The sequence below is a fragment of the Bradyrhizobium dasycarpum genome, assembly GCF_042019905.1.
Classification (GTDB): Bacteria; Pseudomonadota; Alphaproteobacteria; order Rhizobiales; family Xanthobacteraceae; genus Bradyrhizobium; species Bradyrhizobium japonicum_B.
The window spans coordinates 36875-59634 of the sequence record NZ_CP169574.1 but is presented as its reverse complement, the minus strand read 5'-3'; the positions used below and the strand labels follow the sequence as shown (position 1 = coordinate 59634).

The following is a 22760-nucleotide window of genomic DNA, read 5'->3' as shown; positions in this document are numbered from 1 at the left end:
CCAAACGCTTCACTAATCCTTATCCATCGGTCTTGGCGAGAAACGCTCGCGCGGTGCGCTGCAATTCCTCATCGACGCTGAACGGCGGTCTCCAGCCGAGCATCTTGCAGGCTTTCTGGTTATCGATACAGAGCGAGAGGCAGAGCCGCTGGGCCAACGCCCGCTGGCCTGTTAATGCGGCCACGCCCTCCAATAGACTGACGGGAATGGGCAGCAGGCGGGCCTTGGTGTCGAGAGCCATCGCCAACCTTTTCAGAAGCTCTGGTGTCGAGAGGTCTTCACCATCGCTGGCCATGAAGACTTCTCCGGCCGCCGCAGGATGCCGCAAGCAGGCGCAGATCAGGTCGACCATATTGCCGACACCGATCAAACTGCGGCGATTTTCGATGCTGCCAAGCGGCAGCGGAACACCGCGCCGCAACCAACGCATCATGGATAGAAAATTCGCGCGTACGCCTGGCCCGTAGATCAACGGCGGACGTAGGACGACGATCTGCATGCCGCTCGTGCGGCCGAGTTCGAGCAGGCCGCGTTCGGCTTCCAGCTTCGACAGCCCGTACGGGTCTTGCGGGTGTGGCGTTGTGGTTTCGTCGAAAGGCGTGTCCGGAGCTGTGGATTCGCCGCATACCTTGACCGAGCTGAGAAACACGAAGCGGCGAACGCCGGCAGCCGCGGCTTGACGCGCGAGACGCAAAGTCCCGTCCACGTTGACGCGACGATATGCATCCAGTGCATTTGCACTATTCTCGCGCATCACATGCACCCGCGCCCCTAGATGGGCAACGGCATCACATCCCGCGACCGCAGACCTCCAATCGAACGAGCCTTCGAGATCAACATTCTCAACAACGTCGATTCCGGCCGGTATGTTTCCTCGATTGCGATGCACACCGGCGCGTAGAGGAATTCCATCGGCAGCGAGGCGACGGACGAGATGCCCGCCGACAAACCCTGAAGCGCCGACAACCAGAATGTTCATTGCGCCAAAAGCTCGGAATAGATCGCAAGTGTCTGGGCAACAACGATCTCCTGAGAGAACTCCGCCTGGACGCGCTTTCGACCTTGCGCTCCCATACGACGTCGCTGCTGCGGGTCTGCCAGCAATTGCGCGATGGCCTCGGCGAGCCGGCGGACGTCGCCGGCCGGGACGAGCAGACCGTTGACACCGTCGGTCACGATTTCCCGGCAACCCGACACGTCATAGGTGACGATGGGGCACTCGCCGGCTGCAGCCTCTATCAGGGTCTTGGGAACCCCTTCGCCGTACGTGGTCGGCAGACAGACGATCGCAGCCTCACGAATGATCTCAGGGATGTTGTCGCGATGTCCCCACCACTCGACGAGTCCATCCTCATGGTATTGCCTGAGAACGGCTTCAGGAATTGTGTGCGGGTTTTCAGGGTCGGGCGCGCCCGCGAGAACCAACCTTGCAGTCGCACCTTCCTTACGCAGCTGAGCTGCGGCTCGCACAAAATCCTCGACCCCCTTCTCCTTGATCATCCTGGACGCCAGGAGCACAATCGGTGGAGAACTCTCCCGGCGTACTTGGGAGAACTCTGCGAGATTGACACCAGATCCCTTGACGAGACGTATCTTCTCCGGTGCGACGCCGATTTCATCTGCCAATACCCGTGCGTCATCACTGTTCTGGACAATCGTCAGTGCCCACCGCTGCTTCAATGCATATCTTAGCAGCGGAGCGATCAGGCGGCGAAGGGTCTGCGCGTAGACGGCCTTGGACGAGAACACGAATCCCAATCCCGCTACGTTATTGACAATCGCGGTCACACCCGCGAGCCGTGCCGCGACCGAACCGTACAGGACGGGCTTCATTGCTACGTGATGAACGATGTTCGGACGATAGCTTCGGTAGAGCGTCACCAGTTCAGCGATGCTTGCCAATTCGCGAAACGGATTTCGGCTGGAGCGCCGCATGCGCTTGAGGCCGATGGGCGTGAATCCTTCGCGCACGATGGCATCGGTCTTCTCGCCAAGACGCGTTGCGACGAACACCTCGTAGCCGGCGGCCAACGCCGCACGGGCGATCGGCAGGCGATGCGAGACAAAGTACCAGTCCTCTGTTACGACGAACAGCAACCGCTTCCGATCGAGAACAGGAGCCTCCTTCACACGGGCCTCATGATCACGCGGATCTCGCAAACCATGAAGTCCTCATCGGCAAAGGCCCGAAATTGCGGTGCCATCCGATCACGAGCCAGCGGCAGTTTTGGCCATCGTTGCTCAGAGATGACCTCGACTCTGAACCCGGCCGCCTCCATCAGGTCGATCATTTCCCGCGGACGAATGCGATTGGTGTAGAAGCCTGAGGTTCGGAAGGCCTGAGTCTCCCAAACGTCATCTCCAAAGCGGAGATTGTTTAGGCCGCCTCCCAGGTGATCGCGAAAATCGATGCTGTGAACACCGATCCCCCCTGGCGCCACGAGCCGGCGCAGTTCCTTCATTAGAGCTGAAAATTCGTCGCGATAGATGTGCTCAAGCACCACCTGAGACCAAGTGAAATCGATTGATCGGTCGGGGATTTCCTTGAGTGAGCTCGTGCCTTCCGTCAGATATACGACGTCATACTCCTTCATCGCATCTAGAAGGGTTGTCGACTTCAGGGGCGCAACGGCAAGGCCACGCGAGGCAAGCAACTCGAGAAGTGCGCGGCAGCCGGCAATGTCGGTTTCAGCGAAAGACCCTGCATCCGCGAGCCATGCCTTTTCGGCACCGAAAGCGCGGGCAACGAAGCCCGAGAGGACTGAGTCTCCCGGTCCAAGCTCAAGGGAGCGAAACTTCGCAGGCACTTGGCCGTTCTGCACAGCGGACTGGAAATGGCTCTCAAACGCGGAGATCGCGCGCTCCGGAACCATCATCTCGCCATGACGAAACAATCCGATGCGTTTCCAGAGGGCGTAAGGGACGGGTAGGCGGGCGAGCCCAAGCTTGATGCCTAGCTTGGCCCACCACGGCACGCAGGAACTCAGACCCATTGCCTTGCCCGCTCAAGCCACAGGTCGAACATAAGCACGGTCCAAAGCTGGCCGCCGCGGTTCACCCGGCCGATCTGATGTTGCTGCCAGTTATCCCCGATGGCTTGACGATCGAAAAACTCGTCATTGCCGGATGACAACCAATCCGATGCCCAGCCCTTCAGCGGACCGCGCAACCAGCTATCGAGCGGGATGCCGAAGCCCATCTTCGGGCGTTCGAACAGCTCACGCGGCACATAGCGTTCTAGCAAACGGCGCAGGATGTATTTTCCGGAATGATTCCTGAACTTAAACGCGATAGAATCTCCCAGGCAAATTCGACCATCCGATGATCCAGAAGCGGCACGCGCGCTTCGAGTCCGACACGCATACTTGCGCGATCGACCTTCGTCAGGATGTCGTCCACGAGATATGTCGACATATCCCAGGCCATTTGCTCCGCAGTCGCAGGAACGTTGGGCGCGAGCGCCAAGGGAGCAGATCTTGCAAGACCAACACCGTCCGAGGAGATCAAAACGGTTTCGGGATTGGCCCATTGCGATACCAACCTGCTCTGAAGTTCATACAATGTCGAGGATGCGAGCACCGACGCGACTTTATGGATCTTCTGCCCTGGCAACGCGGGCTGCAGATGTGGCGGCAGGACGTAGCTCAGCGCGCGAAAAGCGGCGTCCCAACTAGCAGGCGAAGCCGAGGACAAACCGGACGCGGCCATGCGGCGCAGCGCATGGGGAAACCTCGTCAGACGTTTCCAATAGTCGGCGACGAACAAATAGCGGTTGTAGCCGCCGAACAGCTCGTCGCCACCATCGCCGGACAGCGCAACCGTCACCTGCTGTCTCGCGAGTTTGGAGACAAGAAAGGTCGGTATCTGCGAAATATCCGCAAAAGGCTCGTCATAGATATCGGGGAGCGAGGGAATGACTGCCATTGCATCTGCATCCGAGACGTAAAGCTCGGTGTGGTCGGTCTGAAGATGCTTAGCGACGTCAGCGGCGTATCGGGCTTCGTTGTAACTCGGATCGTGAAATCCGATCGAGAATGTCTTGGTAGCCCCACCGCCGACGGCCTGCATGATGGCCGTGACCGAGCTGGAATCGATGCCGCCGGAGAGGAACGCTCCCAGCGGCACATCTGAGATCATGTGCTCCGCGACGATGCCACGCAGGCGCTGGTCCAGCTCTTCCAGCACCTCCTCTTCGTTTGGGCGCTGCCTCGACATGCCACGAGCCACAACCTCGGGAATCGACCAGTAGGCTGTCGGCTCGCCGGCATGACCGTCGCGAAACCTGAGAGTGGTCGCGGCGGGCAATTTGTACACGCCCTCGAAAATACTGAATGGCGCCGGAACGTAACCGAGGCGCAAGTACTCGGACAAAGCCGGCAGCGAAATTGCAGGAAGCTCTCCGCGCTGCACCACGATCGGGCGCAGCTCTGAGGCGAAGACAAGCGTTCCGTTCACAACGCTATAGTACAGCGGCTTGATGCCGAGCCGATCGCGCACGAGCACAAGCGTATCGTAGCGCCCATCCCAGACGGCAAGGGCAAACATCCCGGCACACCGCGAGATTGTCTCATCGATGCCCCAATGTTCGAAGCCCGCAACGATGACCTCGGTATCCGAGTGACCATTGAATTGATGGCCCTTGGCCTCAAGTTCTCGACGCAGATCGCGGTAATTGTAAATTTCGCCATTGTACGTCAACGCATAACGGCCGGACGCCGAGATCATCGGCTGCGCTCCAGCGGACGACAGATCGATGATCGAAAGCCTGCGATGGCCTAATCCGACGCGACCGTCCTCACTGATCCAGTGGCCATCACCATCCGGGCCCCGATGCGCGAGCGCATTTGTCATCTGAATCAGAATCTGGCGATCGATCCGGTCTGCCTTGCTGCCCGCAATTCCGATGATGCCACACATTATTGCGTTTCGGATTTTTGGCGTGGAGTGATTGTCGCGAGGATCGACGCGAATTTCGCAGCAATCTCGGACCACGACAATTCGCTCATGGCGTGGGCCTTTGCCGCCGCCCCACAACGCAGCCGCAATGCCTCATCATCGACGAGCCGACCGAGTGCAGCAGCAAGCGCGTCAGGTGTCGGGGCAGCTGCCACGAGACCGGTCTGCTCGTGCAGGACCTGCTCGGCTAGCCCTCCGACGGGAGTCACAACAGCCGGTATTCCGGCCGCGCCCGACGTTGCAAGCACGGCGGACTGGCTCGCGCCGCGGTATGGCGCAACGACGATATCGATGCCCTCGAAGACCGCACCGACATCTTCTTCGGGGATCCACCGGTTATCAACGAAGACGTCCTCAAGCTCGGCTATCTGCGCCCGATACGGCTCGATATCTCCGGGACCGATGATGCGAAGCTCGATAGCCTTGCCCTGACGCTTCAAGATTTTGTACGCTTCGAGAAGGATATCCAGCCCCTTATAGGGCAGCAGGCGTCCGAAAAAGAGTAATTGGACCGTCCGCCTAGCTCGCACGGGAACCGCGCTCCTGGTTTCGGCATAAGGGAAGATCCCCAGCGGGGCAATCCACACGCGGTCGGCAGGAAAACTGTTGTTGGTCGTAACTGACTTCTTGGTGTACTCGGTCAGCGCAACGATGCCGTCGCTTGCGGCGATTTCGGTGTCGAGCATCCACTTGCGAATGGCGATGTCATCCCCGGCGTGCGGCTTTGGATCATGCAGGACGAACACATAAGCGACGTCCCGCGGCCTGCGCCACAGCGTCGGCACGTTCCACAGATGGCTCATCGTACAGACCACCACGGAGATGTTGTGCTCGCGCACATATCGCCAAAATCGATGTCGAACGATCGGCAGACGCAGCATGGCAAGGATAGCCGACGGGACGTCCGTGTAGGTGTCGATGTGATAACCTGGCAGCCCAAGCGCGTCGAAATCGGCTATGAGGTCCCCTTGTCGTGATAGCGACAGATGCAGCCTCGAGTTCCGGATGCTTTCTCAGCTCGCGCACCAATTCGTAAGTATACCTTACCCCGCCACCCCTTCGTCCCCAATGCCAAATCAGCACCTTGCGGCGCGTTGAGGGAGATAGCTTTGGTTCCAGCAAGGCGGTCTGCGTCGGCAACGTCTCAATCATTGTAACATTATACCGCCATACTACGGCTGCGGACGACCGACATGGGCAGTACCCCTACAGAGTGGTTGTCAGCCAGCCCCTTGACCGGTGGCGCCAGCATCCTGGAGAGCCCTCAATATTCGACCACGGGCCGCCTGTCGATGAGGAGGTTGAACCGGGCCGGTCGCACCCTGAAATCGGGCCGCTTATGTTGGCCCGCCCCTCCAATAGACACACCCATGAGGAAGTTGAGAAAACACTGTGCTCCGCGAAACTTGGCCGAATTCAGCACCCCAACATCAAGGTTCGCTACCGAAACGCCGGTAAATGCACAGGTCTGGACCGTTTCGGAGGTCGCAGACGGTTCATACATGCAGCGGACGCCACCGCGGCGCCGGCCCCGACGCCATACTAGTGGGTTCCGAAGCGAAGTCGCCGCGACAAGCGGCCTGTCTCCTGACATGCGGCGGCATCGGCTTGGGCTCATGATTTAGTTCCGGCATAGACACTGTGAATGCAGGCCGGCACCAACAACGGCTCGATCCGAAACTTCTCAAGCAGATTGGCCACTTTAACGAAGAACAAATTCGATGCCAACGCGGTCGGCACTAGCCTAAACAAGCGTGTCGAACCTTGGATGCCATGGCGCGCAAAAGCGCTTGCAATAGCTCTTCCGGTGACGAGGCGCTCATTGCCATAAACGAACCGTTCGCCCGTCGCTTTATCGATCTTATCGATGATCGTGTTGAACCCGCGGATGCGAAACATCTTGTATTGAATCGCAGGATTCCAGGCGTTCGGTTCGACGATCACTATTCTGCCGCCGGGTGCCAGCAACGACGCGATCTTGGCAACGATCTGATCGCGCGGCTCCAAATGATGGAACGTATCCTTCATGTAGATGAGGTCGTATTGAGCCGGAGGGAGATCAAGCAGATTGACACGTTCGATCCTCACCGTGACCGGCCCGATCTTGTCACGGACATGCTGTGTCAGTTCGCGCGCAGCCTCCGTCCATTCGGACTTCACATCGATACCGGTTACATCCGCACCCTGCAGCGCCAACCAATGGAGGTCCGAACCAATGCCACAGCCTATCTCAAGCACGCGCAAGCCAGGACGAACGAGTGCGATCACATCGGACAGGCGCCGATCATAGGCCCGCCAGAGATAAGGCGCCGAACTGCTGAAATACTGAGGGTAATTGGCTCGAAATGGTATTTTTTCCTGATCGACCGAATGAAGGCACCACTCAAAAAATGCCGCCGGGGAAGAGAGTACTGATTTTCCGACAGAACTCATTTTGATCCCATTTCCACGGCAGCAGCTCGACCTGGAGATGGACTAGGTCGCCCTATGTCTGCTCCTATAAAGCCGTTGGGGCAGCCGAACAAGCGAACACGCCTTTGAGCCAACGAGGGTTCCATCCAGATGCATCCCCGCGCCGTGCACCGGCTCCGCCAAATCCCGATGGCTCGGATTAAGCGTTCGCTGCAGCGCGGCAATCGAACATCGCCGTCGTACCGAACAGCTTGCCCCGACCGTATAGGAAGTCGATTGACACGATTTCGAAACCTGCAAGGCACAGGAAATATCGCACCAGATGATGATTCGGAACGAAAATATGCTGATCGTACAGAGGGTGGTTGTTGTTCCAGTTCGGACCGAAGAAACCGCTGAAACGCCCGCCTAGCGCATAGCCGACAATGCTACGCCAATTGTGCACGTTCGGGAATGTCAGGATAAGGCGACCACCTGGGACGGCCAGCCGCCGCAACTGGGTCAGAAACTCATAGGGATTGACCAGATGCTCCAGAACTTCGGTAGCGACAAGAATATCGAACTTCTGGCCACCGATTCGATCGGCCCAGCCAGGATGACTGAGATCGACGTTCTCTATTTTGGCGATGCCGGCAGGTACATCAACCTTCCAGCCGACACCCATAAGCTGGCCGAAACCAAGCTCCACCAGGCGTCCCAACAATTCTCCCTCACCGCACCCGATATCGGCCACGCGCGCAGCGCGGTCAGGCGAGATCAGTGAGATTCTCTCGCTGACGCCTGCGCGAATCGCGAGACTATTTGGATCGTTCATTTTACCCGTATCCTCCACCAAACGCGGCGAATGGCCATGATGACGCTTACGAGCATTGCAGGGATATTGTGTTTCTTGAGCACCATACCGAACTCACGCATGCTCCAATCGAGATTGGTAGCGGAAACGCCAGATTGTCGCATCACAGTCATATCGATGGATATGTGGTTTGCCGGATATCGCTCGACCAGTCGCAAGATCATGTCGTGATCCGCGGCGACCCGGAATGTCGTATCATATGCCCCAACTTCTGCGTATTGCTTCGCGGATACGATGAGAGAGGGATGGGGCAAATAAGCGGAAAAATAAAGCGGCCACTTCTTGAACTGATATCGCTGAAGAACTCGCCTGCCATCCGGTTCGGCCCGGACGAGATCACAATAGTTCACTGAATCTTCGACCAGACGCGGCACGATACGCGCCAAGACGTCATTCGCACTGTAGTAATCGTCCGAGTTCAGCAGATGAATCCACGTACCCCGCGCAAGTCGGATTCCCTTGTTCATGGCATCATAGATGCCGCGGTCAGGCTCGGATATCCATCGGACAGCATCACCTGCCTTCTTGAGCAGATCGATCGTACCGTCCGTCGATCCACCGTCGACAATAACATGCTCATAGTCACGAAAGCTCTGATCGCGCACGCTTCGTAGCGTATCCTCCAGCGTTGCAGCACTGTTGTAAGTGACTGTGACGATCGACAATACCGGCCGCATTGAACGATCAGTCATTGTGGCGAAACTCTCCACGGCCGCTATGGCGACGGAGTCTTTCGACAACATCCTCTGCAACGGTCTCCGCCCTGAACCTCGTCAGATAGGTCTCCCATCCCGCGCTTCCAATGCGCTTGCGCAATGATTGATCCTGCCCTGCTCGCACGATTAGATCAGCGATATCGCTAGCGTCACGCCCGAGCAAAGCATTCTCTTCATGCCTGATTTCGGGCATTGACAGGGACACATCACGGTGGGCGACGACACAGGAACCTAGAGTCCAAGCGTGAAGATATCGGGTGTGGCCGACCTTGAATGGCGTCGCGTTATTCGTGCACAGGAACACATGCGCAGCCAGCATGGCCTCATCGATATCGGGCACGAATCCGCGAAACACGACATCCGGCCCTTCGAGATGAGCGCGAATGCCCGGCTCAAGCTCTCCGGACCCGAGGATTTCGATCCTGAATGTCCCCGGCGCCATGCGCTTCCGCAACTCGGGGAGCACCTGGCGGCCGAGATAATCCAGCCCATAGCGGTTGGCGGTCCCGCCTAGCTTTCCGACATTGCCGATGATGACAAGGGGACTGGCCTGCTCCAGCGCGCGCCGACGCTCACGCCACCCCTCGCCGAAGCGATCGATCCATACGTTCTGGATATAGAACGCGTTCGGATGCCCATGCCGGGCGTAATACTCGGCATCGTTGGCGGCGACATCTCCCAATATCTCGTATCGGCGCATGATCTGGTTATGCACCTGTTCGAGACGGGACAAGCCAACGCGCACACGCAGATAGCCTAAACTCCAGCCATTCAGCCTTCGATCATGCAATGTGCGCATATAGCCGGCTTTGTGGTCCGGATTTCCATAGTACGCGAACTTGAGAACAGGTACCGTGGAACACGCGGCAGTTAGCCATTCGCTCCAAGGCACCATCAGCGCGTCGGCATTCCAGGACGCCAGCGCTCGTGCGATCGCGCCCCCACCATGGGCAACATAGGGATAGAAATGTTCCGGCTTCGGATTGAGCAATTTGGCGAACGGCGACCCCTCTGTCGTTCGCATCGGCAATACGATCTCCGGCAGAATGTCGACGCCAGCCTTGGCCAGAGCGGCAAGACCCGCGAGCTCTTCAGCGTCCGGCCCCGGCTGCCCTTCCAGACCGATACCGACCTTAAGAAACCCGATCGTCATTCCGGGCTGCGCAGCAAGGGCACGCGTAAGTTCAAATACGACCACATTAGCGGCACGCACGGTGTGCCCGGGAAAAGGCCAGTTCGATGCGACGATGACAAGCCTCACACAGGCCTCCGCACGTCGATGGTTCGGTCTTCGAGCGCTGCTTGCCTGATGGTATCGACCAGCAGCTGCACCCGCGCCCCCTCGCCGAAACCTGGACGGCAGGTGGTGCCTGCCCGCACTGCTGCGACGAAACGCTCCGCAAGCCGCTTGAAAGGGGGCAGACGACCATCCCCACTGATGACAGGCTCGGACACGTCCAAGAGTGGCTCACCACTAGCGCCCGTCGCAACCAATCTGAAACCACCCATATAGTCACGGGTGGAATTGTCGATGACTGCCGTTCCGGTACTGCCTACCACCGTCCATCGGTGGGCTGTTAGACCCGGATTGGCGTTTCCGATCGTGATGGATGTCACCGCACCGCACGCGTGGTCAAACGTTGCATGGACGAGATCTTCTGCTGCGCGTGTACCGGCATTCGGCTTCAGCTGATCGGTAACCCGAGAATCCAGGCGTGCAGACAATGCGACGACAGGCCCCGCAAGCCACTCCATGAGATACAGAACATGCGTCCCGAAAAGGTTCAGCACGCCCCCATCGCGGTCGGCGTCAGTCTTCCACGACCAGGCTCCGCTCCGATGCACCCAGGATTCGTTGAGCCAGGTGACCTGGATGTGCCTGAGATCCCCCAGCTTTCGCGCGGCGATCATTTCATGCAGCGTCAAAAAAGTTGTAAGTTCTGCAAATTCGAAATCAATCGCCGTCGTTAAGTCGCGGTATCTCTGTGCCAATCGCTGCGCGACCGGCATGTTGGGACCGAGCGGCTTTTCACACAGCACGGGAAGTCGGTGCTCATGACAGTGCTCAACGATCGCTTCGACCTCTCCCGGCGGCACTGCCACACTGACCGCATCGAGACCAAAGGCGAAAAAGCGTCGAGCGTCCGTCAACACAGGAATCCGAAGACGGCTTTCGACGCTTGCAGCCCTGTCGGCGTCCCTCCCCAGCAGAGCAACCACCTCAACATCGGACAGCAGACCAAATGCTGGAACATGCACGTCGACACCGAATCCTAGACCGACAACGCCGAGCCTGAGCGCTCGTTTTCTCACCATCAGATCACTCGATAATTCTCGGCTCGGGCAAAGGAACAATGAACCTTCCCTTATAACCACGCTTTCGGAGATTGGCGGCGAGTTCATCGGCGATGTGCCAGGAGAGCAGCAGCGCATAATCCGGCTGATCGCTATACAGCGCGGCCTCGTCGATCACGGGAATTCTCGTACCCGGAATATACTTGCCCAGCTTGTGCGAGCCCGAGACTTCCATCACGGAATTCATGATACCATCGTCGAGACCGACATAGTTGATCAGCGTAGATGCACGCGACGGAGCACCAATGCCCACGATGCTGGTGTCATCCTTCTTCAACCCGGCAACCAGCTTGTACAATTCCAACTTGGAATGAACGACGCGTGATGCAAAGGTTCTTAGCGCACTGCCATCTGCGAGACCGAAGCGCTCCTCATCCGCACGACGCTCGGCAACCGATGCCTGGATCTCGTACCGCCCTGGACGCGCGGCATAGACTCGAATGGAACCACCGTGGGTCGGAATGCGCTTGACGTGAAACACCTCGAGTCCATGACGCGCGAATAGCGCTTCGAGCGCGCCTAGCGCATAGTAACGAAGATGCTCGTGATAGACGGTGTCGTATTGAAGCGTCTCGACGAGATCGAGCAGATAGTGCGACTCCGAGATGAAAACGCCGTCCTCGGCGAGCCATTCTACGACTCCCTTCGTAACGTTGTGAACATCGCCGATATGCGCAAACACATTTGCCGCAGTGATGACCTTGGCGGCGCCGCGTTCGGCACGTAGCCGAGCCGCGAGCTTCACGCCGAAATAGTCCGTCAGCGTCTCAATGCCGCGCTCACGCGCGACTTCGCCAGCGCGCGATGGCTCAACGCCGAAAACACGATGGCCGCCCTCCTTGAAATTGATCAATAATGATCCGTCATTTGAGCCAATGTCAGCCACTAGATCATCGGCCGAAATCTTGATGAGCGATGACGCCTCGCGATACAGCTCTGCGAAATTCTCGCGCAGTATCTTGGTTGTACCGCTCAGATATGGATAGGAATATGGAAAGAGAACCTCCGCATCGACCTCCAGCCCAATCTGGACCAGACTGCATTCCTCGCATCGGAACAGCTCAAGCGGAAACGCAGGCTGCTCAAGCGCTCGTTCTCCCACCGGCGGCATGGTGTTCACTGGCGGGACGTAGCCGAGAAACAGCACCGGCTTGAGTTTATCGCTCGCACAAATTTGGCACTCGAGGATGGGCCTGGATTGCGCTGTCGCTGTCATTTGCTATCTCCTAAAACTCGTGATGGGCGCAGCTCTGGATGGTCCCGATACCAGCGAACAACGGAGGGAAGACCGTCCTGCAGCGAAATGCTGGGGGACCAACCTAGCGCCTGGATCTTGCTGATGTCCGGACAACGACGCTGCGTTTCGCCAAAGGGCGCGGGGCCAATCTCGATGATCGCCTCCCGGCCGAAGCTTGCAACAACCAATTCCGCAACATGTCGGATCGTCACCTCTTCGGTGGTCCCAATGTGGTAGACGTTGAGGTGCGCGCCGCGTGTAATGACTGTCGCGAGACCATCCGTGAAATCGTCGACGTGAATGAAGGCGCGCGTCTGGGCGCCATCTCCCTTCAAGGGAAAGCTCAAAGGCGATCCCGGCTTCGTCACCACGTCAGCCTCCGCTGCCCGGACAGAAAATTCGGGGACGACATGCTCGAACCCCATATCGGCGCCATAGACGTTGTGAGGTCGGAAAACGACCACGCGGTCGAAATCCGTCCGTCCATAATTCAGTGCGATCAGTTCGGATGCGAGCTTCGACCCACCGTAGGAATATCGCGGGTTTCGTATGTCAGGCACGACCAGCGGAACGTTCTCCGGGGTCGGAACCTGACCCGGCGATTGGTAAGCCTCGGAGCTGGACGCAACGATGAGTTCGCGCACCTTTGCGTCCCGGCATGCATCGATTACTGTCAGTATGCCGCAAATCGCGACATCCACCACCAGCTCAGGCTGCTCGTAGAAATAACGGGTGCCGTTGATCGCGCTCATATGAACCACGCAGTCCATACCATCGACGGCACGGCGCACCACCTGCGGATCCCGGATATCGCCGATAAGCAGCTCTACGCGATCCTCGATTCCGGCAAGCCGCCTTGGATTCCCCCGCCAGTTATTGTCCAGCACGCGCACACTATTCCCGTCCCGTACCAGCTTGTGAACCAGGGAGGCTCCCAGAAAACCTGTGCCTCCCGTGACAAGATATCGACGGCTCATAGACCCTCTACCTTCGGAAGTTTTGCTCTGCCATGGCTACCAAGCGCCATGTAGCCGACATGTGGCGCCAAGAGTAGATAGTCGGAGTTGAAGTTGTTCCAGAAGTCATAAAACATCGCAGGCGAAGCCATCCGATGCGACAGTGTCTCGATCGCCATGGAGCGGAAGCAGCTGTGGTTGTTGGCAATGACAGCAACATTGACGTCATCAAGCGCGTTCTCGAGGGATGAGGCGGGATCGAGCCCGAAATCTCGAATAGCCTGCGGCGAGACCACAGGATCGAAAGCTCTGAACCGCGCATTCGGAAAATGGCGCTCTAGCGCTGCCAGAATAGGACGAGCCATCGTGCCACGCAGGTCATCCGTTTCGGGCGCGCCCTTGAAAGCAAGACCAAGCACGGTCACGATCGGTGCATCTGGAAAACCGTTGATACGACCGGTCGCGTGCTTCAATGCTGCGATCGCTTGCTCGGGCTGAGCTTCATTGAGTTTGCGGGCCGTCAGAACGATTGCGGGCGACATGCCGCGATGCTCAAGTCCCTCGGACAGGATATAAGAATCCTTTTCGAGACAGGGACCACCGACCGGTCCGGGCATTGCGAGATTGGTACGAGGATACCCAAGCTTTCCGGCGGCAATCACATCCGCGGCGCTCACCCCGATTGCATCGCACATCGATGCCACCTCGTTGGAGAAGGCGAAGTGAACATCGCGTTGGGAATTATCTACCAGCTTGATCATCTCCGCGGTCTCGAGATCACGTACGCGCACTGTCGTCGGCGTCACGAACTGAAATAGCTGCCCGGCCCGTACCGTCGCATCTTCTGAACCGCCACCAATGATTTGCGGAAGGATGCGCAACTCCTGAATGGCGACGCCTTCCAGGGTCCGCTCGGGGCAAAAGGCCAGATCGTAGGACTTGCCGGCAGCATCAAGGATGGGCGCAACGATAGAGCGCGTGGTCCCCAAACGCACAGTGGATCTCATGACGACGAGCGCGCCTGCGGGCATCGCTGCAGCAACCTCGCCCGCCACGTGCTCAATCATATCCGTGCGTACGCGCTTGTCTGCGTTAAGCGGCGTTCCCACTGTGATGATGAAAACCGTCGCGTCGCACCCCGGCGGCACACTCGTATCAACCGTGAATGCGCCGCTTCTTAATGCGCGGCTCAACTGGTCCGCCAGTCCGGGTTCATGGAAATGCGGCTGTCCTTGCCGCAACCCGTCCACCACATCCTCCCGGACCTCGACGCCCCAGACCCGAAATCCGACCGCAGCCATTGTTGACGCGAGGGTGAGCCCGACATATCCGAGGCCCAAGATGCAGATGGATCGGTCGGCGAAAGAGCGGGGAACGAGCATGGTCGAAATCTTTAACCCGTCAAAAGAGTCAATTTCTCGCCTCCAATAAACGATACGGCCCCTTGTGTCTTGCTGTTTGTTACATCCGGGAGCGGCCGACCATGGCACCCGCTAGATCCCCCAAAATTTTGAAATACTTGAACTTTCGTGCTTTCAGGGGTGACGCAATCAGGACGGTAGTCCATAGTCCATACCGTCCACTGGAAGCCAATGCTGGGGCGCGGAGGCCAACGCGACCTATCGCGGTCCTCTGACTGGACCCGCCGTCACTGTTTCGAAATGAACTGGCACTGCTAAATAAAGCCCCGTAAGCGGGCGACAGCGAACAACGCAAGATGGGGGGCATGGTTGAAGGTGCCGTCTCGGACGAGGACGTCCAACTCCTTTACACTGACATATTCCACCTGGATCTCGGGTTCCGGCATCCAACCCTTGGCCGGAACAGCGCCAGAGGCAAAAAACCCCCACAATCGATTTCCCAGTCTACCGGAGTCGGGTAGGAAGGCACCGAGACTTGTTGCATCGAGAGCCTCAAGCCCGGTTTCCTCAAATAGTTCGCGGATCGCACAGCTCTGCGGCTCTTCTCCGGGGTCAAGCAAGCCCCCCGGAAACTCCAGAGTCCATTGCTCAACCGCGGGCCGAAACTGTCGAACCAGTGGCACCTGTCCATCGGACGAAATCGCGATTATCGATATGTAGTCCGCAAGGGCAAGACCGTGAAAGTCTCCGACGAGCTCCCCCTGGAATCATGCACGGTCCGCTCGACCAGCGTTACCCAGGGAGAAACCTGAGTTGTCGCGCGTCGCCGAATCCGCTGATCAACGTCCATCGAAGCGAAGGCATGTTTCATGGTCAGGCTTTCCGCCGCTACAGGCCCTTAAGTTGAAGTAATTTCTACGAGAGGCGTTTGGCATCTGCGCATGACTGCATAGTGCCGGCAGGCTCAGTTCGGAAGGCAATGATTTTTGCGCTCGCAAGCAACAGGAGAACCATCACATATCCCCAGTAATGTGGGGCATAGGTTGCATTCACAGCAGCAAATGACGCGATTGCAATAAGCAGGATCCACCCCTGATCGGCGCCGGGCGAACGGCTCAGGCCATACTTCGCCAATCCCCAAATCAGAAGAACCATGAAGCCTATCAGCGCAAGAGTGCCAATAACACCCGTCTCTGCCCACTGGTTAAGCAGCATATTGTGAGGCGTTGGAAATCCGCTGGTTCGATATCCACCGGTACCAGGGCCGAAACCGAAGAATTTGACGAAAGCGGACTCCTGAGCCATCTCTGCAATGGTTTCCTTCGTGAACTCGATACGGTCCGTGACAACAAAGAAACGATCGGACATATCCCGGCTCGGATCCACATCCGCAGAAAAAAACCTGAAGATTGCTGGTGGAAGCGCCTGATACTGGAAGCCAACAACGTAAGCAACCAGCGCCGACGGAAGAAATGCCAGCGTCCTCATCCTAGATTTCGGCAAGAGAAGCAACATGCCGATCATTCCGATCTCGACGATGCGCGCTGTGCGGCTGCCAGTTGCCATCATGATCCACGGCGCGAATTGCAAATACAGTCTTGCAAGCCACGACGACCGTCCCTTGACGTCCATCCAGATAAGAAGCAGCGGAACAGAGATGACGAAAAATATACCAAGCGAGACCGGCCCCGAGAACGTCGATTTGTATTTATCGAAATAGGCCAGTCCGAAAATGGTATCGTTGCCAAAAGTAAAAGGAGATAACAGCAAAAGCGGCAGTGCAACAATCGCGATTGCGGCTTGCGCAAATGCGCCCCATACAAAACCGTCGAGCAAGGAACGAAAGCGGGCTTCCGCCCGTAGAGGCTGACCAACGATTGCAGCCATCACATACCCAAACCCGCCAAAAAGAATGAGGAATGTAACGCCAACTTTAATCTGCCAAACGTTGTGCAGATGAACATAATTCATGACAGCGGAAAAAGCACACGTCGCAATATAAGCAATATATAAAACGAGAAACATCGGCACATGAGAGATTGGTATTCGCTGCAAAAACACCGGCGGCAGGATCACGAGCCACGCCAGCACAGCAAGATGGGTGTAATCGCGCAAGAATGGAAGCAACGGCAGTAGCGGAACCGAACCGACTGCTGCAGAGAGGCCGACCAACCAAGAGAGCTGACGATCCCGCTTCAAAGCAACTAGCACCGGGATGAACAGCGCCACCAGAACGCAAGCCCTGATCCAAAGTGGCACGAGATTGTCGCCGACATCATCTCGCCCTCCTTCGAGATAGTGCGAACGGACCGCGCACCACGCGAGCATGACGAGAAACAAAAACGCGGTAAGGATGAATTTTCCGAGATTGCTCTCAAGAATATCTTGATCTACCGAGCTCACCGTACTCCGATCGGCCGCCGCGCTCAGCTCCTCGCTAGTGTCAAGTGTCTGCGTCATCCGCCACCTTCAGCCGTCTCGGTCCTACGCTATCACCGCCGCTTGTGAGTTGGATTTCCGAAAGATTCTTTGTCGAGAACTCATCCATTTTAGAAACACATAACAAGACCAAAGATCTGGGAGAAATCTCGGCCACCGGATTCATGCCGATTGATCCAACCTTTGATGGTCTGCGCATCAAGTAGTGTCTGCATACTCGCGATATCGGACAGTTCGTCTCGCATTCGTCCGGTCTTCATCCACTGTCTGATCGGCAGCAGAAAACCCCTTTTCCCACGCCTCAAAATATCTGCCGGTAGTTCGTCACGGAAGGCCTCTCGGAGTACGTGCTTACGAGCCCCGCCTGAAATCAGGAAACGTTCCGGGAGGCTCAACGCAAAAGCTACAAGCTCCGATCAAGAAAGGGCAGCCGCACCTCCAGGCCCATGTTGCATGCTGGCAAGATCTACCTTTTTCAGCATGTCCGCAGGAAGGTTAAATTTAATGTCGGTGGTGAGAATATCGCGCAGCGTCGCGAGCTTAGCGTCAGCGATATCCTCCGGAACGTGACTAGCATCTGCTTGCAAAAAGCCGAGTCCCTCGATCTGTTCGGGTGACGCATAAGTACGCCATGACAGATATTCCTCCACCGCATTCGGTTTCAGATGGAAACAAAAAAATGCCGCTGCTCTCAGCAGCGAATTTCGAATGGCCGCAGGATTCTCATGCTGAGGCAATGCCTGCAATCCTGCTCTGACCCACGGTGGAATTCGGGCGCTCATACGCATCGAGGCGTAGGTGCCGTAGCCAGCAAATAGCTCATCGGCCCCATCTCCGCCAAGGATTACCTTCTCGTCGACCTGAGAGCAGAGGAAAGCAGTCGGGATAAGTGACGCATCCGCAAAGGGTTCACCGAGCAGTGACAGCGTCCGGTCCGTAAAATCGGCCAACCGATCCTCGGTTACATCGAGAATCCGATGATCAATCTGCGGATAGCGAGCCGCGAGGGACTTCGCATAAGGTGATTCGTCGAATGCAGGGTCGTTCGGAAATGCCACGGAGTAGCAAGCAATTCGACTTCCGACTTCCTGCACCGAGAGAGCTGCGACGATGGAGGAATCGAGGCCGCCGCTCAAGAATGTCGCGACCGGAACATCGGATGCGGCGAGGCGATGTCGGACTGACGCCGTCAGGCGTTGCCGGAGTTCGACTTTCGCTTCGTCGAACGATCCAAGAAAGGTTTCTTGTTTCTCGCCGGCATTGACGCTGTAGAAACTACCTTCTTGCGTCGACCAGCGCGCAGGATCGAACTGCAGCCAATGTCCAGGGCGAAGCTGCTTCATTCCCTTGAAGGGACCATATGGCGCTGGCAGGTATGAGAAGCGGAAAAATAGAGCCAGATTCGAGCGATCAATCTCAAGTTCTCTCCCGGCGAGAGCCTCAATCGCTGGAACTTCTGAAGCGAAGAGAAACTGGCTGCCATCGTCGAAATAGAGAAGCGGCTTTTCGCCATAGCGATCGCGAGCAAGCGTGCATCGACGCGCCTTGCGATCCCAAACCGCAAAGGCAAACATGCCTTCGAGATATGGCAGGCAATCAATCCCGTCGAACGTGAAGGCTGCCAGCAGCACCTCCGTATCGGATTCCGTTTGGAAGGTCCAACCTCTGCGCTGTAAAGTGTTCCTTAATTCGCGATAGTTGTAGATCTCGCCATTGAAGACGATACTCAACGGCCCCGCATGCATCGGCTGCGTGGATCTAGAATCAAGGTCGATAATGCTCAGGCGTCGATGCCCAAGGAAAAGACCGGACTCGAAATGCTGTCCCTTGGCATCAGGACCTCGGTGAGCGATGGCCTCAAGCGCAGCAGCCGCAACGTCTGAGTCCACCCTCCGCGCGTCCCGCCAAAGCCCGCCTGTTAGCCCGCACATCAGTGTGCCGCCAGCAATTGAGAATAAAGTGCATGATAGCGCTCGAGATTGGCCGCGATCGAATAGTGCTCCTTGATCCTCTCCCTGGCTCTAATCCCCATGCGACGCCGAAGATCGGCATCATCAATCAGTTCAGCGATCCGCGTCGCCATCGCCTCCGGGCTACGGCAAACTACAAAACCAGTCTCGCCGTCGATATGACATTCGGTGACGCCAGGTGCGTCAACGACAACGCTGGGCAAGCCAAGTGCCATCGCTTCAAGAACTGCGTTACTCATGCCTTCAACCTCCGAGGCATGAACGAAGATATCACTGTTCACAATCCAGCAATTAACATTCGGGACATGTCCAATGAACTGAACGCAACCAGCGATGCCGAGCCTTCGAGACTGCTGCATTAGGTTTTCCCTTTCGGGACCGTCACCCGCAATTATCAGCCTTACGTTCGCCCGTTCCTTTAACACCACCGCAAGGGCATCTAACAAAAAAGCCTGGGCCTTATGCTTCAAAAGCCTTGCAGACGAAATGAGCGTCGTCACTTCGTCCGGCTTTCGTCCTTCACAGTGGGATGTTGCATCGACAAGTTTTTGCCAGTTGATGCCGTTCTCGATTGTGATAACGGGCCCGCCAGACTTTGCCAAGGGTTCGAGAGAGTGAGCGGTCGCGACTGAAACACCTGCCATGACGTCATATGGGCGATAAAGCACTTTGAAGATCGGATGCGATCCAGCTTCAGACTTTGTCCCACGGTGAACATATACAGATCGGATCTTCGACAAGAAGCAAGCGGCAAGCCAGCACGCCGCCGCAGCCTGAACACCATGAACAACGCAAACCCGATACCTGCCCGTCGCAAGTAGATAAAATAACCGAAGCTGAAGAATGGGCAGCAGGACGATCAGCAGAAGCATTTCGTACCGAAGTGATGGGAAGATTGGCGCCTCGATCGGTAAGATTGTCTTCAAGCGCAACGATGGGATCGTCTCAAAGAGACGGTCACACGCGCGATTCCGGTACAGGGAGAAAAAAGTATTGTCATAGAGTTTCGGATCCTCAGCAGAAAAAAACTGCGCCAGCTGCCGCTCGCCGCCGTGAACTCCGTAAGTACGTAGAATGTGCGCGATCGGAACGGACATGGCCCCTGTTCTCATAGAGAATACGTGGGTATTATATGAAAGGAACCCAAAAACAAAAGAGTCCAGCCACCTGCCGCCGCTGACGGCTGCAGGCAAGCAAGTCTGATCTCGCTCAGCTTCTATGGGAAGCTAGTTCTTCGAACAAAGCGCGATATCGCGTACCACAAATTCGAATATCAAACCTTGCTTCCGCCACCGCCCGAACCATCGATCTCATACCCGTTTGACAGGCGCGATCCAAGAGCCAAGAAATACCTCGCGCGAGTTCCATCACGTCTTCAACGGGGGCAAGGTAGCCAGTGCGCCCATGCTCAACAGCTTCCGGAATACCCCCCACGGCGAAGGCAGCAACCGGCGTTCCACAGGCGATGGCTTCTAGCACAACGTTGGGTAGATTGTCTTCAAGAAAAGGCGCAATAAACACGTCCGCTGCCGAATAGGCCAGCGCTAGCTTCTCTTCGCTGTTGATTCTACCCAGCTGATAGACGCGCAAGCCGGCGAGCGGCGCGCCGGGCCCGATACTATCACCGCCAAAGATTACGCACGCAACGTCCCGAGGGGCCTCAGCGGCGAGATGCTCAATTGCCCGCTTCAGGAACCTGAAGCCCTTTCGAGGATCCTCAGTTGCGCCGAGCGCGCCAAACATCAGCAGGCGCCCCTCTGTCGGTAGCCCAAGCTGCTGGCGTGCAATTCCCTGCTCATGAGGACGAAAGAGACGTAGATCGATGCCTGTGGGAATGTGCTCAATACGACGCCCAGCAAAGAGACGGGACTTACCTGCAAGGTCGGCAATCCAGCGGCTCGGCGCGGCGATCGTCAGATTGAGATCTCGATATCCCCGCTCGCGTTGCTTGATGCCAAGCCGCGACAGGTCGTTGACCGACGTGCTCCCAAGCTGCGGGCACGTCCCGCAGCTCTGCTCGAACCCGATACAATTCCCCGGATAATGGCATCCTCCACTGAATGGCCAAATGTCAGAAAGCCGCCATACAATTGGTTTGTCGATGATGGTCAGTTGACCAGCACCCAGAAATGCACCCGCGATCCAATGCAGACATACGACGTCAGACTCGGCTAACAGCTGGCGGCTGATACGACCGTAGCTCAATTGCATAGGGGAAAACGGCGTTGCCATCCGATGTGGATACAATCGCAGCGCCGAGGCGTTCAAAAAGGCAGCAACGTCGCTCGCAAAAAGCCCCAGACCTGGAAAATGTGCGGGCACAACAGAAGGGTCGTGCCCGTGCTTGCGCCCGACATGATACGTCGAACGAAGCCCGAGTTCCTGCAACGTCTGGTGAATCCGGAAAGCCGCTTTGTTTGCGCCGCCCTCGGTATCGGACTGAGCGAGATGAAGGACGGACGGGACGGCGCGGCTCACCGCCGCCTCGCGTTCGCGACAACCCCGTTGCTTCCATAGAAAACGTCGATATCGTCGAGTTCAGGGATTTGCTGAACCATGCGACGCACTTCGTCAAGCGTGCGGGGGACGTCATAACGCGCCGACAGCGCGTCAAACGTATCAAGTATCGCCCATTCCAAACGTTGCTGAGGGGTCAAGCCGCTCCGTAGGTAGTTCCAGCAGGGAATGCGCAGAAATCCTAGAATCTTTGGCCCGAAAAATGGGATGCGGCGGATGCACGTATCAAACGGCAGCCAAACCGGCATATAAGCACGGATAAACGAAAGCAGCTTATGCGGTTGCATATCAACCGTCCAGCGCCGCCAGAAGTACTTGGGCTGGTTGAAGGGGTCCAGTCGGTTGTGTTTCAAATAGTAATCAATGCTGATGCGCCCGCCAGGCCTCAGCTTGGTTATAAGCGACCGGAAAGCCTTATCAGGATCGGGCGTGTGCTGCAGAACTCCATAGCAGAACACGAAATCAAATAGATTATCGGCACAGGGGATATCATAGATGTCCGCTTGGAAGAAAGTAACCTCGCCGCCTCCCCTGTTGTTTTGACAATTTGCTACGATGGCTTCGCTTAGATCAAATGTCGCCACCTTGGCGCCGGCATCGAGCATTACTTCAGTGAAGCGTCCCGCGCCGGAACCCGCTTCAAGAATTCGCCTACCGTAAATATCCTTCGGCTTCCACTTCGTGCCCTCCCAGAACCGCTGGAATGAGAGCTTGCGGCCGGATTTGCTGTCCAGCTGTGTGGAGCGGAACGTATTCCATTGGAGACTGAACGTGTCGGCGTAGCTAGCCCCAGAAACAGATCTCGGAATGCCATCAATGATCAACGCGCTAGTATTTCCCATTCGATCGACGAGCCTACCACTCACGACATCGCCGTCCACCGCCATATTGACCTCGATTTCGAAGCGATGGCCAAACAGAGACTGTAGGTCAGAGAGCTGAACCAAAGCAGATCCCTAACGGTTCTTGCAAACGCAGAAGCACTTTA

The 22760-nt window shown here is 57.0% G+C and carries 19 protein-coding genes and 1 pseudogene; all 20 read right to left on the bottom strand.

Going from position 1 to position 22760, the window contains the following annotated elements; all coding sequences use genetic code 11:
- Positions 1–19 precede the first annotated feature (19 nt).
- Positions 20–979, bottom strand: coding sequence for a UDP-glucose 4-epimerase family protein (locus ACETMP_RS00260; RefSeq protein WP_375159483.1), 960 nt, complete (start codon positions 977–979; stop codon positions 20–22).
- A complete protein-coding gene (locus tag ACETMP_RS00255; RefSeq protein ID WP_375159482.1) occupies positions 976–2130 on the bottom strand; it encodes a glycosyltransferase family 4 protein in 1155 nt (384 codons plus the stop codon). The genes ACETMP_RS00260 and ACETMP_RS00255 overlap by 4 nt, the downstream gene beginning before the upstream one ends.
- Positions 2127–2993 (bottom strand): methyltransferase domain-containing protein, encoded by an 867-nt coding sequence (locus tag ACETMP_RS00250; RefSeq protein WP_375159481.1) that lies wholly within the window; start codon positions 2991–2993, stop codon positions 2127–2129. The genes ACETMP_RS00255 and ACETMP_RS00250 overlap by 4 nt, the downstream gene beginning before the upstream one ends.
- The gene (locus tag ACETMP_RS00245) at positions 2984–3244 is read right to left on the bottom strand and encodes an asparagine synthase-related protein (protein ID WP_375159480.1); all 261 of its coding nucleotides are present in this window, start codon (positions 3242–3244) and stop codon (positions 2984–2986) included. Before ACETMP_RS00245 ends, ACETMP_RS00250 begins: the two co-directional genes overlap by 10 nt.
- Positions 3238–4917, bottom strand: a complete 1680-nt coding sequence (gene asnB, locus ACETMP_RS00240) for an asparagine synthase (glutamine-hydrolyzing) (RefSeq protein ID WP_375159479.1) — start codon at positions 4915–4917, stop codon at positions 3238–3240. The genes ACETMP_RS00245 and asnB (ACETMP_RS00240) overlap by 7 nt, the downstream gene beginning before the upstream one ends.
- A complete protein-coding gene (locus ACETMP_RS00235) occupies positions 4917–5837 on the bottom strand; it encodes a glycosyltransferase family 4 protein (RefSeq protein ID WP_375159478.1) in 921 nt (306 codons plus the stop codon). The genes asnB (ACETMP_RS00240) and ACETMP_RS00235 overlap by 1 nt, the downstream gene beginning before the upstream one ends.
- 733 nt (positions 5838–6570) lie before the next feature.
- Complete coding sequence (locus tag ACETMP_RS00230; protein WP_375159477.1) at positions 6571–7389, bottom strand: class I SAM-dependent methyltransferase; 819 nt, start codon at positions 7387–7389, stop codon at positions 6571–6573.
- Between the two features lie 178 nt (positions 7390–7567).
- Complete coding sequence (locus tag ACETMP_RS00225) at positions 7568–8182, bottom strand: class I SAM-dependent methyltransferase (RefSeq protein ID WP_375159476.1); 615 nt, start codon at positions 8180–8182, stop codon at positions 7568–7570.
- Complete coding sequence (locus tag ACETMP_RS00220; RefSeq protein ID WP_375159475.1) at positions 8179–8913, bottom strand: glycosyltransferase family 2 protein; 735 nt, start codon at positions 8911–8913, stop codon at positions 8179–8181. The genes ACETMP_RS00225 and ACETMP_RS00220 overlap by 4 nt, the downstream gene beginning before the upstream one ends.
- Positions 8906–10198, bottom strand: a complete 1293-nt coding sequence (locus ACETMP_RS00215) for a glycosyltransferase family 4 protein (protein ID WP_375159474.1) — start codon at positions 10196–10198, stop codon at positions 8906–8908. Before ACETMP_RS00215 ends, ACETMP_RS00220 begins: the two co-directional genes overlap by 8 nt.
- Positions 10195–11253 (bottom strand): Gfo/Idh/MocA family protein, encoded by a 1059-nt coding sequence (locus ACETMP_RS00210; RefSeq protein ID WP_375159473.1) that lies wholly within the window; start codon positions 11251–11253, stop codon positions 10195–10197. Before ACETMP_RS00210 ends, ACETMP_RS00215 begins: the two co-directional genes overlap by 4 nt.
- A gap of 4 nt (positions 11254–11257) precedes the next feature.
- Complete coding sequence (locus ACETMP_RS00205) at positions 11258–12508, bottom strand: methyltransferase domain-containing protein (RefSeq protein WP_375159472.1); 1251 nt, start codon at positions 12506–12508, stop codon at positions 11258–11260.
- Positions 12505–13506: an NAD-dependent epimerase/dehydratase family protein gene (locus tag ACETMP_RS00200; protein ID WP_375159471.1), complete on the bottom strand. Its 1002-nt coding sequence runs from the start codon at positions 13504–13506 to the stop codon at positions 12505–12507. Before ACETMP_RS00200 ends, ACETMP_RS00205 begins: the two co-directional genes overlap by 4 nt.
- A complete protein-coding gene (locus ACETMP_RS00195; protein ID WP_375159470.1) occupies positions 13503–14867 on the bottom strand; it encodes a nucleotide sugar dehydrogenase in 1365 nt (454 codons plus the stop codon). The genes ACETMP_RS00200 and ACETMP_RS00195 overlap by 4 nt, the downstream gene beginning before the upstream one ends.
- A gap of 293 nt (positions 14868–15160) precedes the next feature.
- Complete coding sequence (locus ACETMP_RS00190) at positions 15161–15553, bottom strand: NUDIX hydrolase (RefSeq protein ID WP_375162053.1); 393 nt, start codon at positions 15551–15553, stop codon at positions 15161–15163.
- Between the two features lie 208 nt (positions 15554–15761).
- Complete coding sequence (locus ACETMP_RS00185; RefSeq protein ID WP_375159469.1) at positions 15762–17306, bottom strand: O-antigen ligase family protein; 1545 nt, start codon at positions 17304–17306, stop codon at positions 15762–15764.
- Positions 17307–17395: 89 nt separating this feature from the next.
- Positions 17396–19216 (bottom strand): annotated as a pseudogene (gene asnB, locus ACETMP_RS00180) (asparagine synthase (glutamine-hydrolyzing)).
- Positions 19216–20352, bottom strand: a complete 1137-nt coding sequence (locus ACETMP_RS00175) for a glycosyltransferase (RefSeq protein ID WP_375159468.1) — start codon at positions 20350–20352, stop codon at positions 19216–19218. The pseudogene asnB (ACETMP_RS00180) and the gene ACETMP_RS00175 overlap by 1 nt, the downstream one beginning before the upstream one ends.
- Before the next feature lie 112 nt (positions 20353–20464).
- The gene (locus ACETMP_RS00170; RefSeq protein WP_375159467.1) at positions 20465–21733 is read right to left on the bottom strand and encodes a glycosyltransferase; all 1269 of its coding nucleotides are present in this window, start codon (positions 21731–21733) and stop codon (positions 20465–20467) included.
- Positions 21730–22719 (bottom strand): class I SAM-dependent methyltransferase, encoded by a 990-nt coding sequence (locus ACETMP_RS00165; protein WP_375159466.1) that lies wholly within the window; start codon positions 22717–22719, stop codon positions 21730–21732. Before ACETMP_RS00165 ends, ACETMP_RS00170 begins: the two co-directional genes overlap by 4 nt.
- Between the last annotated feature and the right edge of the window lie 41 nt (positions 22720–22760).

What these genes read in the sequence shown, in the direction of transcription:
- ACETMP_RS00230 (WP_375159477.1), bottom strand. Translation starts at nt 7,389, where the DNA reads ATGAGTTCTGTCGGAAAATCAGTACTCTCTTCCCCGGCGGCATTTTTT.
- ACETMP_RS00195 (WP_375159470.1), bottom strand. Translation starts at nt 14,867, where the DNA reads ATGCTCGTTCCCCGCTCTTTCGCCGACCGATCCATCTGCATCTTGGGC.
- ACETMP_RS00185 (WP_375159469.1), bottom strand. Translation starts at nt 17,306, where the DNA reads ATGACGCAGACACTTGACACTAGCGAGGAGCTGAGCGCGGCGGCCGAT.
- ACETMP_RS00260 (WP_375159483.1), bottom strand. Translation starts at nt 979, where the DNA reads ATGAACATTCTGGTTGTCGGCGCTTCAGGGTTTGTCGGCGGGCATCTC.
- asnB (WP_375159479.1), bottom strand. Translation starts at nt 4,917, where the DNA reads ATGTGTGGCATCATCGGAATTGCGGGCAGCAAGGCAGACCGGATCGAT.
- ACETMP_RS00235 (WP_375159478.1), bottom strand. Translation starts at nt 5,837, where the DNA reads ATGCTGCGTCTGCCGATCGTTCGACATCGATTTTGGCGATATGTGCGC.
- ACETMP_RS00210 (WP_375159473.1), bottom strand. Translation starts at nt 11,253, where the DNA reads ATGGTGAGAAAACGAGCGCTCAGGCTCGGCGTTGTCGGTCTAGGATTC.
- ACETMP_RS00220 (WP_375159475.1), bottom strand. Translation starts at nt 8,913, where the DNA reads ATGACTGATCGTTCAATGCGGCCGGTATTGTCGATCGTCACAGTCACT.
- ACETMP_RS00205 (WP_375159472.1), bottom strand. Translation starts at nt 12,508, where the DNA reads ATGACAGCGACAGCGCAATCCAGGCCCATCCTCGAGTGCCAAATTTGT.
- ACETMP_RS00250 (WP_375159481.1), bottom strand. Translation starts at nt 2,993, where the DNA reads ATGGGTCTGAGTTCCTGCGTGCCGTGGTGGGCCAAGCTAGGCATCAAG.
- ACETMP_RS00200 (WP_375159471.1), bottom strand. Translation starts at nt 13,506, where the DNA reads ATGAGCCGTCGATATCTTGTCACGGGAGGCACAGGTTTTCTGGGAGCC.
- ACETMP_RS00175 (WP_375159468.1), bottom strand. Translation starts at nt 20,352, where the DNA reads ATGTCCGTTCCGATCGCGCACATTCTACGTACTTACGGAGTTCACGGC.
- ACETMP_RS00225 (WP_375159476.1), bottom strand. Translation starts at nt 8,182, where the DNA reads ATGAACGATCCAAATAGTCTCGCGATTCGCGCAGGCGTCAGCGAGAGA.